This window comes from Flavobacterium sp. ACAM 123 (assembly GCF_000264055.1).
Lineage (GTDB): Bacteria > Bacteroidota > Bacteroidia > Flavobacteriales > Flavobacteriaceae > Flavobacterium.
The window spans coordinates 1-13,024 of record NZ_AJXL01000107.1; the positions used below are offsets into that span (position 1 = coordinate 1).

Annotated in this window: 10 protein-coding genes; all 10 read left to right on the top strand. The window is 33.6% G+C overall.

Features of this window, described 5'->3' with window-relative positions; translation table 11 throughout:
- The first annotated feature begins 1,028 nt into the window (after positions 1-1,028).
- Complete coding sequence (locus tag A3SG_RS0115270; protein WP_016990875.1) at positions 1,029-3,443, top strand: SLBB domain-containing protein; 2,415 nt, start codon at positions 1,029-1,031, stop codon at positions 3,441-3,443.
- 455 nt (positions 3,444-3,898) lie between these two features.
- Positions 3,899-4,963 carry a Wzz/FepE/Etk N-terminal domain-containing protein gene (locus A3SG_RS0115275; RefSeq protein WP_016990876.1) on the top strand — a complete coding sequence of 355 codons (1,065 nt, stop codon included), beginning with the start codon at positions 3,899-3,901 and terminating at the stop codon, positions 4,961-4,963.
- A gap of 33 nt (positions 4,964-4,996) precedes the next feature.
- A complete protein-coding gene (locus tag A3SG_RS0115280; protein WP_016990877.1) occupies positions 4,997-5,431 on the top strand; it encodes an adenylyltransferase/cytidyltransferase family protein in 435 nt (144 codons plus the stop codon).
- 48 nt (positions 5,432-5,479) lie between these two features.
- Positions 5,480-6,430 (top strand): GDP-L-fucose synthase family protein, encoded by a 951-nt coding sequence (locus A3SG_RS0115285; RefSeq protein ID WP_016990878.1) that lies wholly within the window; start codon positions 5,480-5,482, stop codon positions 6,428-6,430.
- Between the two features lie 46 nt (positions 6,431-6,476).
- Positions 6,477-7,598: a GDP-mannose 4,6-dehydratase gene (gene gmd, locus A3SG_RS0115290; protein WP_016990879.1), complete on the top strand. Its 1,122-nt coding sequence runs from the start codon at positions 6,477-6,479 to the stop codon at positions 7,596-7,598.
- 432 nt (positions 7,599-8,030) lie between these two features.
- Positions 8,031-9,035, top strand: a complete 1,005-nt coding sequence (locus tag A3SG_RS0115295; RefSeq protein WP_016990880.1) for an acetyl-CoA carboxylase biotin carboxylase subunit family protein — start codon at positions 8,031-8,033, stop codon at positions 9,033-9,035.
- Between the two features lie 77 nt (positions 9,036-9,112).
- Positions 9,113-9,784: a formyltransferase family protein gene (locus A3SG_RS20095; protein WP_016990881.1), complete on the top strand. Its 672-nt coding sequence runs from the start codon at positions 9,113-9,115 to the stop codon at positions 9,782-9,784.
- 3 nt (positions 9,785-9,787) lie between these two features.
- Positions 9,788-10,927 (top strand): dTDP-4-amino-4,6-dideoxygalactose transaminase, encoded by a 1,140-nt coding sequence (rffA, locus tag A3SG_RS0115305; protein WP_016990882.1) that lies wholly within the window; start codon positions 9,788-9,790, stop codon positions 10,925-10,927.
- Positions 10,921-12,282, top strand: coding sequence for a lipopolysaccharide biosynthesis protein (locus A3SG_RS20100; protein ID WP_016990883.1), 1,362 nt, complete (start codon positions 10,921-10,923; stop codon positions 12,280-12,282). The genes rffA and A3SG_RS20100 overlap by 7 nt, the downstream gene beginning before the upstream one ends.
- Positions 12,283-12,441: 159 nt before the next feature.
- A partial coding sequence (locus tag A3SG_RS0115315; protein WP_016990884.1) for a hypothetical protein occupies positions 12,442-13,024 on the top strand: 583 nt, incomplete at its 3' end.

The window sequence follows — 13,024 nt, forward strand, 5'->3', positions numbered from 1 at the left end:
AAAAGCGCAAAAACTACCTCAAAGCGCCGTTCCGCAGCCCGAGCCGTTCGTCCTTCGTCCTCAACTCGCGGACTGCTGCCACTTTGCTTTTTCGTTGTTTTTCATGCTTTTTATTTAAGGGCGGTTGCACGATTTTCTAATCATAGGAGATTACTCTTCACTTTTTGCTCCCAACTTTGTCCTACTGACGAAGGAAGCATCCCTTTAAACCGTATTTGAGACAAAAAAATCTGATATTTGAAATTATCAATTCTTGAAAAACGATATTAAGGAGTGTTTTTTATCTTATTTTGATTTCTTTAATTCTAAGATTTTCTTTGTTTTTACATTTAAACACTAGTTATTGAAAATCATTGTCAAGAAAATTCTATTTTTAATGATGTTATAATAGTAGTCATAACGCGATGCAAGTGGTGTTATTAAAAAATTGCTAATTAATCCCTCTTTTAGAATGTATTTAAAATCATCGTACAACATATCAAATGATGAAATGTGGATTATGAGCTTGTCCTTTATTGGTATTTAGCAACCATAAAAGTGAGGTAAGCAGCCCCTTTTTTTTTAAAATGCGAAAAGAGCGAATTATAGCGCTGTTAGATTGGAAATGATTCCTTATCAATAGCGGCGAAAAATAGGGCGGACGGCCTCACTAAATTAGGTGATTTTTGAAGAACAAAAATCGAGAATATTTTTTATAATTTATTGGTTGTTAGTTGTTTATTTTTTATTATTTTTCTAGGACTAAAGCCGCTTTTTTAAAAGGTAAGCTAAAATTTAGGATTCGTTTTTTTAAAAGCTATATTTGCCGTCGCGAAGTCAAGCGTAATTGTGCAGCATTCATTTGACTTAAAATAACAGACTTTAATAAAAGTTAGGGAGCCATAAATGGGAGTCACTGTGGCGAAGCCGTATTTAGATTATTGGCTTTCCTATTTTTACAGAGTTAATATAACCTTACGAATATATTTGGTGGTATTCGAAACTAAATTTAAAATGATTAATACCCTTTTTTTATAAAAGATTACAATATGAGAAAAACAGTTGCATTTCTATTTATATTATTTTCGCTCTTGCAGTCTTCAACAGTAATTGGGCAGGGCTTGTTGAGCAGTAATGATTTGAGTACTCTGAAGGTGGATAGCTTAAAAGATAGTGATATCGCCAAAATACAAGCGCAGCTGCAAAGCAATAATATGACGATTGCTCAGGCAGAACCGATGGCTATGGCCAAGGGAATGTCGGCAGGCGAATTTGCTAAATTAAAAGCGCGATTAGCGGTTCCGTTAACTGGCACTACCACTTCTAGCAATGGTAACGCATCTGAAGAGGGGGCAGTTAGAAAACAGGAGAATATAGTCAATACGAAGATCAAGGACAGCATCAACGCGTTGATTTTTGGTTCGCAGTTGTTTGATAATCCCACCTTAAATTTCGAACCTAATTTAAAATTAGCTACTCCGGTCAATTATATATTGGGTCCTGGGGATGAATTACAAATAAGTGTGTACGGCATACAGGAATTTACGGCCAGTATTCCGGTTTCTGTTGAGGGAAAAGTCAGTATTCAAAATGTAGGGCAGATTTCGGTTTCAGGAATGAGTATTGAAGCAGCTACTCAAAAAATAAAAGCGGCTATTTCCAGGGTATACAGTACGGTATCTTCTGGGCAATCGCAGGTGAGTGTTAGTTTAAGTCGCATTCGAACCATTAAGGTAACCATAATAGGGAGTAAACAACCGGGAAATTATTCTATATCTTCTTTGGCCACGGTATATAACGCCTTATTTTTAGGAGGAGGACCAGGAAAGAATGGGAGTTATAGAAATATTGAATTGTTGAGAGATAATAAAGTATACAGAACCATTGATATCTATCATTTTTTAGTGAATGGGGATCAATCTGATAATGTGGGTTTAAAAGACAATGATGTCATTAGAATTCCGGCCTATAGCCAAAGAGTGACAGTAGAAGGACAAGTGAAGCGTCCTGGGATATTCGAAATGAAAAAAGGCGAAACGTTTGCAGATTTACTTTCTTTTGCTTCCGGATTTAATGAGTTTGCTTACACTGCCTCGGTCAACGTATTACAGAAAACAGCAAAGGAGTTTAAAATACGCGATATCACTTCGGCTGAATATACGAGCTACCAGCCGCAATCCGGTGATGTGTTTAGAGTGAGTAAAATTTTAAACCGTTTTGAAAACCGTATTATAATTGAAGGGGCTGTTTTTAGACCCGATACTTATTCCTTTTATGAGGGTATGCGCATTTCTGATTTGATTTTGAAAGCAGACGGATTAAAGGACGACGCTTATAGCAAAAGGGCAAGAATCATTCGAGTAAAATCAGATTTGACTACTGAAATTGTCAATGTAGATTTAGAGCAGGCCATGAGTGGAAATCTTGAGGCTGATATCGCCTTGAATAAGGAAGATGTGGTCACCGTTTATTCTATTTTGGATTTTGTCGAAGAATACAAAGTAACTATTGATGGCGAAATCAAGAATCCTGGGGTTTATGACTATTATGAAGGTTTGACCTTGAATGATTTTTTAGTGCAAGCAGGAGGATTAACGGGTTCAGCTTCAAAAAGAGTAGAGATAGCGAGAATGATTGTATCAGAAGAAATTGATGATGCTAACCCTAATAAAGCGGAATTGTTTACGGTTGCCATTGCACCTAATAATAATGAACAGGCTACGAATTTTGAATTGCTTCCGTTTGATGTGGTCAACATACGCAAAATGGCTGTTTTTGAAAAACCTGAAATGGTAAGTGTAAGCGGTGCTGTAAATTATGCGGGTAAATATGTTTTAGCTCAAAAGAAAGATAGAGTGTATGATATTATACAAAGGGCAGGTGGATTGACTTCTTTGGCCAATATAAATGGGGTTAAAATCAAACGACCTATTCAAGCAAAACAAATATCAGATATTGAAAGTGTCAATTTGAATTTGGGAAAAAATGATAGCATTCAAAAAGCATTAGAGAAAAAAATCAAGGAAGATTTGAAATACGCGACCATTCCTGTTGACTGGGAATCGATTGTTAAAAATCAAAATAGTAGGACTAATGTGACTTTGTTCCCCGGAGATGAAATCGAAGTTGCGGCTTTCAATGAAGGAGTAAAAGTGACTGGTAATGTACTGTTAACTTCAGAGATTCCCTATGATAAAGGAAAATCTTTTGGTTACTACTTAAATGCTGTAGGTGGAGTGGACGCTAAAGGCTGGAAGAAAAAAGCCTATATTATTTATCCTAATGGGAAGGCGGCTGTGACCAGTTCTTTTCTGTTTTTTAGAAACTATCCTAAAGTAACCCCAGGATCTCAAATTATTGTTCCTGAGAGACCAGAAGTTAAGAAAATGAGTACGGGAGAATTTGTGAGTATAGCAAGTGTTATCGCTAGTTTGGCGCTGTTGATTGTTACTGCTTTTAAATAGAATATGCCGTTGTGAGTTTTCTGTTATGGGTTGTCATTTATGAGTTATCGGTTATCAGTTATTAGTTTTCCGAAATAAGTGCTATCCGATTAAATAGAGTCTCTTATCAACAGACGAAACAGAAAACAGAAAACAGTTATCGGTTAGCGGTTTACCGGAAAGCCTGGTATCGGATTACATATATTCTCGACTCAACATACTAAAACAGAGAACAGAAAAAAGAGAGTAGTTATCAGTTATGTCTTATCGGTTTTCCAGAAAGCGCCGTATCGGATTACATCTAATCGCGCATCAGCATACGAAAACAGAGAACAGAGAATAGAAAACAAAAACAGACAACAGTCAATTCAATCATAAACAATCTCGCATCAACAGACGAAAACAGAAAACACACAACCGATAACGGATAACAGAAAACGGATAGCAGAGAACCCCACAACGGATAACAGCATAAAATGAACGAACAAAACGAAAACGACGAAATATCCTTAAAGGAATTAATAGAGAAAGCACAGGAATGGTTCTCCTACTTAGTTTCTCAATGGAAAATTATTGTATTGGCAGGAATAATAGGTGCCGCTATTGGTTTAACTTATTCTTTTATTAAAAAACCGGTTTATACTGCGACTTTGTCTTTTGCACTAGAAGATGAAAAAGGAGGTGGTGGATTAGGTGGAGCATTGGGTTTGGCGAGTTCTTTTGGTTTGGACTTAGGAGGCGGCGGTGGAAGCATCTTTACCGGTTCTAATCTAACTGAATTATTCAAGTCCAGAAGCATGGTAGAGCAAACTTTATTGACTGCGGTTACCTATGAAGGGAAAAATATTTCTTTGGCAGAGATGTACATTCAAAACAATGGGTGGAGAGATAGCTGGGAAAACAAACCGAATTTCAAAAACATTAAGTTTTTACCGAATGCGGACCGAAAAAACTACAGCAGGGCTCAAGATAGTATTTTGGGCGTGATGTATGCTGATCTATCTACAAATGGTTTAAGTGTAGGTCAAAAAGATAAAAAAATCGCTATTATATCAATTGATGTCAATTCTACCAACGAATTGTTTGCTAAATATTTTACCGAAGCTTTAGTTAATGAGGTTTCAGATTTTTATATTGAGACTAAAAGCAAAAAATCTCGTGAGAATATGGATATTCTGGAAAGACAAACAGATTCTATTCGAAGAGCGTTGAATGGTGCTATTACGGGAGTGGCTGTTGCCAATGATAATACCTTTAATTTGAATCCAGCACTTAATGTACGTAGAGCTCCGTCTGCTAGAAGGCAAGTTGATGTGCAGGCTAATACGGCTATATTAACGGAGCTAGTAAAGCAAAGTGAACTAGCTAAAGTTACACTGCGTAAAGAGACCCCTTTAATTCAGGTTATTGATAGCCCTATTCTGCCTTTGCATAAGGAAAGGTTTGGCAAAGCGAAGGGGATTTTGCTGGGAGGAATTTTGGCAGGGTTTTTAACGTTGCTAGTTCTTATTATGAGAAGAGTTTTAAAGCAACTTGTTTAAATAGAATCAATTTGTAAAGAAAGAAAAAATTAGATGAAGGAAATAGTAAAAAAGAAAGCCATTATAGTAAGCGGATATTTTAATCCTATTCACAAAGGACATATAGAATATTTCAATGCTGCCAAAAAACTTGGAGATGCGTTATTTGTTATTGTAAACAATGATTTTCAACGTGAATTAAAAGGTTCCAAAGATTTTCAAACCCAAGAGGAGAGGTTGTTTATTGTAGAAAATATTAAAGCGGTTGATAAAGTATTTATATCTATTGATACTGATAGGACCGTTTGTGAAACAATTAAGTATATTCACAGAATGGAATCTGTGCAGTTTAATTTGGCTTTTGCCAATGGTGGGGATCAAAACAATAGTTGTATACCAGAAGCACCCATTTGTACGGAATTAAATATAGAATTATTAGACGGGTTAGGGGAAAAAATCCAATCGTCTTCGTGGCTTTTAAATATATAAATTTTAGTTGGAATAGAGATATACTTAAATTAGTAAAAGATATAGATAATGCAAAAAAGTACTAAAATTTACATTGCAGGTCATAACGGAATGGTAGGTAACGCAATATGGCGAACGCTTACTTCAAAAGGCTATACAAACCTGCTTGGTGTTTCTAGCAAAGAACTTGATTTGAAAAACCAACAAGCAGTAAAAGATTTTTTTGCAATAGAAAAGCCGGAAGTAGTAATCGATGCCGCCGCAAAAGTAGGAGGAATTTTGGCTAATAATAATTTTCCATATCAATTTCTAATGGAAAATATGCAAATCCAAAATAACCTGATTGATGCCGCATTGCAATCTAGTGTTGAGAAATTTATCTTTTTAGGGAGCTCTTGTATTTATCCTAAATTAGCACCACAACCGCTTAAAGAAGAGTATTTACTTACGGATTCTTTAGAGCCAACCAATGAATGGTACGCTATTGCCAAAATTACCGGAGTGAAAGCCTGTCAGGCGATTCGTAATCAATTTGGTAAAGATTATGTAAGCTTAATGCCAACTAACTTATATGGAACTCATGATAATTTTGATTTAAATTCCTCACATGTTTTACCTGCGATGATGCGTAAATTTCATGAGGCAAAAGAGAATAATAATGCAGCTGTGACCCTTTGGGGAAGCGGAACACCAATGAGAGAATTTTTATTTGTGGATGATATGGCAGAAGCAGTTGTATTTGCCTTGGAAAATAAACTACCTGAATACTTATACAATGTGGGTACAGGAGAAGATTTAACGATTAAACAATTAGCCGAAACCATTCAAAAAATCACTGGATATCAAGGAGAAATTATTTGGGACAGCAGCAAACCGGATGGAACACCAAGAAAACTGATGGATATTTCTAAAATGCAGGCGCTGGGATGGAAACACCAGGTGCAATTAGAAGAAGGAATACAGAAAACCTATACTTGGTTTATAGAGAATATAGAAAATGTAAAAGAAATTAAACTATAAGTTGAGTCTATAAAAGACTGAATCAAAAAATTAATAGAACAGAATCATGGCAGCTCAAAAAACAGCATTTATTACCGGAGTAACAGGACAAGACGGAGCCTATCTAAGTGAATTTTTACTTAAAAAAGGATATATTGTTCATGGATTAAAAAGACGTTCGTCTCTGTTTAACACGGACAGAATTGATCATTTATACCAAGATCCGCATGTGGACAACCGTAATTTTTTCTTGCATTATGGTGATATGACAGATAGTACAAACTTGATACGTTTGATCAAAGAAATACAACCAGACGAAATTTACAATTTGGCAGCTATGAGTCACGTTGCGGTTTCTTTTGAAACTCCGGAGTATACTGGAAATGCAGATGGATTGGGTACTCTTCGTATTCTTGATGCAGTACGTTTGTTAGGATTAGATAAAAAGACCCGTATTTACCAGGCGTCTACTTCTGAATTGTACGGGAAAGTACAAGAAGTACCGCAATCAGAAACGACTCCTTTTTATCCTCGTTCACCTTATGCAGTAGCCAAGATGTATGCGTTTTGGATTACGGTAAATTATAGAGAGGCTTACGGCATGTATGCCTGTAATGGGATTTTATTTAACCATGAATCACCTATTCGTGGGGAGACTTTTGTAACCCGTAAAATTACACGTGCCACTTCTAGAATTGCTTTAGGCTTACAGGATAAATTTTACTTAGGAAACCTGGATGCCAAACGCGACTGGGGTCATGCAAAAGATTACGTACGTATGATGTGGATGATTTTGCAAGCAGATGAAGCAGAGGACTGGGTAATCGCTACCGGAAAAACGACTCCAGTAAGAGAGTTTGTGCGTATGAGTTTTGCTGAGGTAGGAATTGAGTTGGAGTTTACGGGAGAAGGGGTAGAAGAGAAAGCTTTTGTAAAAGCGTGTAACAATCCAAACTATCAGTTAGAAATAGGAAAGGAAATATTGGCGGTAGACCCTAAATATTTCAGGCCAACAGAAGTGGACTTGTTAATTGGTGACCCAACCAAAGCAAAAACTAAATTAGGATGGGAATGTCAGTATAATTTAGCTGATTTGGTAAAAGACATGATGCAGTCTGACTTGAAATTAATGCAGAAAGACCAGTATTTGAAAGATGGTGGCTATTCTACTTTAAATTATTTTGAATAGTTGTTACTGATATGGAAGTGATTACCGATATTGTAAAATTATTGAAATTAAATATCAAAATATAACTAACAATGGAACATTTTGGTTTTGAGTGAAATGGATTACTAGAACTAACAAAACTAGTACATAGTCGACCGATATTTTACTGGAAATTGACATGAAAACTATTTATAAAATAGCTTGTTTGAATAAGGTTATATGAGATATTAATAAAATAGAATATTTGATTATCATTGCAAGAATATAAAGTAATTAATGTTTTTATTAAATCTTAAAATTAATTACGCTGTTCTTATTCTAATTAAAAATTAAATCTTTATCAGATGAAAAAAATTAGCTATTATCGGTGCAAGTTATTTACAGAAGCCGTTAATAATCAAAGCTAAAGAGTTAGGAATAGAAACGCATTGTTTTGCATGGGAAGATGGTGCAGTGTGCAAGGATATTGCGGATTACTTTTATCCTATTTCTATTTTAGATAAACAACAAATTTATGAAAAGTGTTATGAAATAGGAATCGATGGTATTACGAGTATTGCTACGGATATGGCGGTCCCAACTATTTGTTTTGTTGCGGAAAGATTAAATTTAGTATCTAATTCCAGTATTTCTGCATTAAACACTACAAATAAAGCTGCTATGAGAGAAGTACTCAGTGTGAGCAATCAAAATTGTCCAAAATTTATCGAAGTAGATAAATTCGACAAGTTTTTGTTTGTAGAATTTACATTTCCTTTAATTATTAAACCAGTCGATCGTTCAGGTAGTAGAGGTGTATTTAAAATAGATAATTTGTCAGGTCTCGAGAAAGCGATAGAGTTGGCAATTGAAGAATCGTTTGTAAAAAAATGCATTGTAGAAGAGTTCATAGAAGGAATAGAAGTTAGCGTAGAAAGTATTTCGTGGAAGGGGAAACATTTTATTTTAGCGATAACAGATAAAGTTACTACAGGTGCACCCAGATTTGTTGAGTTAGCTCATCATCAGCCTTCCTTATTGGACTATCCACTTATTAATGATTTAAAAAATATTACTTCTAACGCTTTAGACGCGTTAGAAATTAATTATGGAGCGAGCCATTCAGAGTTTAAAATAACCGAGAAAGGAGAAATATTTATTATTGAGATTGGCGCTAGAATGGGAGGTGATTTTATTGGTTCTCAATTAGTTAACTTGTCTACGGGATATGGTTTTTTGGAAGGGGTTTTAAAAATTGCACTTAATCAGTTTGAGATTCCGGTTTTAAATAATATAGGTTTCGCAGGAGTCTATTTTTTAAGTAAAGAAACTGAGTTTTTGCTTCCTTATTTTTTAAAAGCTAATAAATTTGATGTTGAGAAAGAAATTTTAAATAAAGAACTAAAATATATTGCAAGTAGTAATGACAGATCCGGATATCTTATTTACAATTCAGATAAGAAGGTGGATTTGTATTGAAATTTTATAAAATAGTATAATTCCTTATTAAGCGAAATTCTTTTTTTTTAAAAGGTAAAAAATTAACTTAGAAAAAAATGTGTTATAAGAAAATAGTGTTTTTAGTGTCAGGAGGAGGAGGTACACTTAAATTTGTTTTTCATGCTTTGAGACAATTGGATTTGCCAATTGAGATTGTTGGTATTATTTCTGATCGTGAAACAGAAATAGAAGATTTTGCAATTCAAAGTAATATATATTACAAACAAATTGTTTACAGGCGCTCTAATCCAAAAGAACTTCAGAGTCAATTAATTGATCTTAAACCTGATATAATCATTACTAATATTCATAAAATAATTGATGTTGAAACATTACTTTTGTTTCCTTCAAAATTTATTAATCTACATTACTCTTTGTTACCTGGTTTTGCGGGCTATATTGGAATGGAAACAGTATCAAAAGCTGAGCAGCAAAATGTTGGGTTTATAGGGGGAACTTGTCATGAAGTTAATGAAATTGTTGATGCGGGCACAATTATTCACCAGGGATGTTTTGCTGTTGATTGGAATAAAGATTTAAATATTATTGATACTGTTTTCAAAACATCGTGTTGCGCAATCTTAGGCGGTATATGTACAAAACTTGGTGTTGAGCAAGGGAATACAAATAAATTAATAATTAATCAAAAGGAAATATTTTTTTCACCCAAACTTCCTGTTTCAAATATTAATTTCGAAAATATTTTTTGGGAAAATATAAAAAGTTAAACAATGATACCATTTAATAAACCCTATTTAACAGGAAAAGAAACGCATTATATTTATGATGCAGTAAATACAGGTAAAATATCCGGTAACGGAAAGTACACTCAAAAGTGTCAATCTTTTTTTGAAACGACTTATGGCTTCAAAAAAACATTATTAACAACATCATGTACAGATGCACTCGAGATGGCAGCTATATTAGCTAATATAAAAGAAGGTGATGAAGTAATTGTACCAAGTTTTACATTTGTTTCTACAGCAATAGCTTTTATTCGTCAAGGAGCTAAAATTATATTTGCTGATTCATACGTTGATAATCCCAATATTGATGCCAATCTTATTGAGGATTTAATTACTGATAAAACAAGAGCGATTGTTCCCGTTCATTATGCAGGTGTTGCTTGTGACATGGATAAAATTATGGAATTAGCTGATAAGTACAACTTGTTGGTGATAGAGGATGCGGCACAAGCCATTGATAGCTTTTATACAGGTAAAGATGGATTGAAAAGGGCTTTAGGTTCAATTGGGCATTTAGCAGCGTTCTCTTTTCATGAAACAAAAAACATTATCTCAGGAGAGGGAGGGATGCTTGCAATTAATGATGATCGATTCTTTAATCGTGCGGAAATTATTTGGGAAAAAGGTACTAACAGAGCAGAATTTTTTAGAGGAGAAGTTAATAAGTACGGTTGGGTTGATACGGGGTCCTCTTTTTTGCCATCAGAAATTATTGCAGCTTTTCTTTGGGCGCAAATTGAAAATTTAAATGAAATTCAAGATAGAAGGATTCTTTTATGGAAGCAATACTACGAAAGTATTAAAAAATCAAATATTAAAGGGCTACAATTACCTGTAATTCCTGATTTTGCAACAAATAACGGACACATGTTCTACCTTACTTGCTCTGATGGACATGCTAGAGAAGCTCTTATTCTTTCACTTAAAGAGAATGGGTTTTATGCGGTTTTTCATTATTTATCGTTACACTCCAGTGAATATTATAAAGATAAGCATGATGGGAGAGTACTTAGTAATTCTGATAAATTCACGGAGTGTTTAGTTAGGTTGCCGCTGTATTTTGAATTGAAAGAAAGTGAAGTGGTGAATATTGCTGAATGTATTAATTTGTATTGTGAATGCTGAAACTATTAAGGTTTGATTCTATTTTAAATTATTTTAAAAGTACAGACAGGTCAAAAAATATAAAGGCAAATATAGTAGGTTCTTTCTTTTTAAAAGGAATTGGTATATTGTTAAGTCTTGCAGTAGTACCACTAACGATGGACTATATTTCACCTTATCATTATGGTGTGTGGATTACTTTATCTTCTGTAATAGGTTGGCTTAGTTTTTTCGACATTGGTTTTGGAAATGGTCTTAAAAATAATTTAGTTCAGGCAATAGCTCATGGAGATGAAAAATTAGCTAAAATTTATGTCAGCACTACTTATGCAATTATTACTATTATTATATCAACTGTTTGGATAATTGCAGTAGTGTTTTCATGGTTTATAAATTGGAGCGAATTTTTAAATGTAGAAAAAATAGCAAATAGTGATCTGTATTTTGTTGTTTTAATTGTACTGACAACTTTTTCTTTTCAATTCATTTTAGGGTTATTAAATACAATCTTAGCTTCTGTACAAAAACCTGTGGTAACCGCTGTAATAAATGTCATTACCCAATTGCTGATTTTAGTTGGTATTTTGATTTTAACTAAAACTACAGAAGGTTCTTTGTTTAATTTGAGTTTAGTATTGGGGGGCATAAATACTTCAGTTTTATTTTTCTTTTCCATTTATCTTTTTAAAGCGCAGTTGTCTAAATATGCTCCAAATGTAAATTTTATCAATTTTAGTTATGCTGGTGATTTGTTCAAAATAGGTGTAAGTTTTTTTATTTTACAAATTATTGCGCTAATATATTATGAAACAAATAATATTATTATAACCAAAGTTTTATCTCCTATAGATGTTACCGTTTATAATTTAGCCTTTAAATATATGTCAGTACTAGGAATGGCATTTGGTATTATATTGACTCCTTTTTGGGGGGCTTTCATAGAGGCAAGTGCTTTAAAAGACTACGCATGGATGAAAACAGTTAAGAAAAAATTGTATTTGGGTTATTGTTTTTTTGTGATTTTTGCCGCTATTTTAGTTGCTGGATCTTCTTACTTTTATAATTTATGGTTTGGAAATGCAATCAACGTGTCATTGAATTTAACAATTCTAATGGGGATATGGCAATTGTTTAATATGTGGAATTCACTACACTCCATTTTGATATATGGTTTCGGAAAAGTAAAGGTACAATTATTCTCATCTATTTTTGTAGGGTTAATTAACATTCCAGCTACTATTTATTTATGTAAATTATTTGGTTTGGAAGGAGTGGCTATTTCTCAAATTCTTTTAGCATTGTCAATAGCTTGGATTGGTCCGGTTCAATTAAATAAACTTATAAATGAAAAGGCTCGTGGAATCTGGAATAAATAAAAAAATGAATATATTGATCATATCTAGTGGTATGCCAACTGATAATTCTCCAAAACAGGCTTTGGATATGCTGAAAGCGCTTGGGGAAGATCATCATGCGGATTTGCTGCTGAAATATCCTTTAAAAAAAATAATAATAATATCCTTTCTGTTTATGGGTTGTGGGAACAATATATCCATACATCAACTTCTTACTGGAAAACTAAGATATATTCACTAATAAAAAAAAATAGTAATGCCAAAAGTAACAACAAAAGACAGTACTATTTTTTCGGGTTAGACGATAGTAAACCGCCTATTAATTCTAATCGAATTTTAAAGAAAATTAAGAAGCAATACGATTTTGTTTTGGTTTTTTTTTGGCAAGGAATGTTAACTTCAAAAACTATTTGTGATTTAAATGTTAAATTAGATGTTCCATTTTTGTTTATGGCTGCTGACATGTTCCCAATGACAGGAGGATGTAGTTATTTTTGGGACTGCGAGAGGTTGGAAAAATCTTGTGGTTTTTGTCCTGGTATAAATTCAGTAACTGAAAATGATTCGACTAGGGAAAATTTTTTATATAAAAAAGAAATGCTACAGAATGTTAATAGTGTTTTTTTAGGAAATAGTTGGATGAATAATTATGCTTTGAAGACAAAGTTGTTTAAAAATATCAATACAATATATCCTATAATAAATGAAAATTTATTTAAACCACGTGATAAGGAAGCCTTAAAAAAAGAATATAATTTTCGTG

What these genes read in the sequence shown, in the direction of transcription:
- A3SG_RS0115270 (WP_016990875.1), top strand. Translation starts at nt 1,029, where the DNA reads ATGAGAAAAACAGTTGCATTTCTATTTATATTATTTTCGCTCTTGCAG.
- A3SG_RS0115275 (WP_016990876.1), top strand. Translation starts at nt 3,899, where the DNA reads ATGAACGAACAAAACGAAAACGACGAAATATCCTTAAAGGAATTAATA.
- A3SG_RS0115280 (WP_016990877.1), top strand. Translation starts at nt 4,997, where the DNA reads ATGAAGGAAATAGTAAAAAAGAAAGCCATTATAGTAAGCGGATATTTT.
- A3SG_RS0115285 (WP_016990878.1), top strand. Translation starts at nt 5,480, where the DNA reads ATGCAAAAAAGTACTAAAATTTACATTGCAGGTCATAACGGAATGGTA.
- gmd (WP_016990879.1), top strand. Translation starts at nt 6,477, where the DNA reads ATGGCAGCTCAAAAAACAGCATTTATTACCGGAGTAACAGGACAAGAC.
- A3SG_RS20095 (WP_016990881.1), top strand. Translation starts at nt 9,113, where the DNA reads ATGTGTTATAAGAAAATAGTGTTTTTAGTGTCAGGAGGAGGAGGTACA.
- rffA (WP_016990882.1), top strand. Translation starts at nt 9,788, where the DNA reads ATGATACCATTTAATAAACCCTATTTAACAGGAAAAGAAACGCATTAT.
- A3SG_RS20100 (WP_016990883.1), top strand. Translation starts at nt 10,921, where the DNA reads ATGCTGAAACTATTAAGGTTTGATTCTATTTTAAATTATTTTAAAAGT.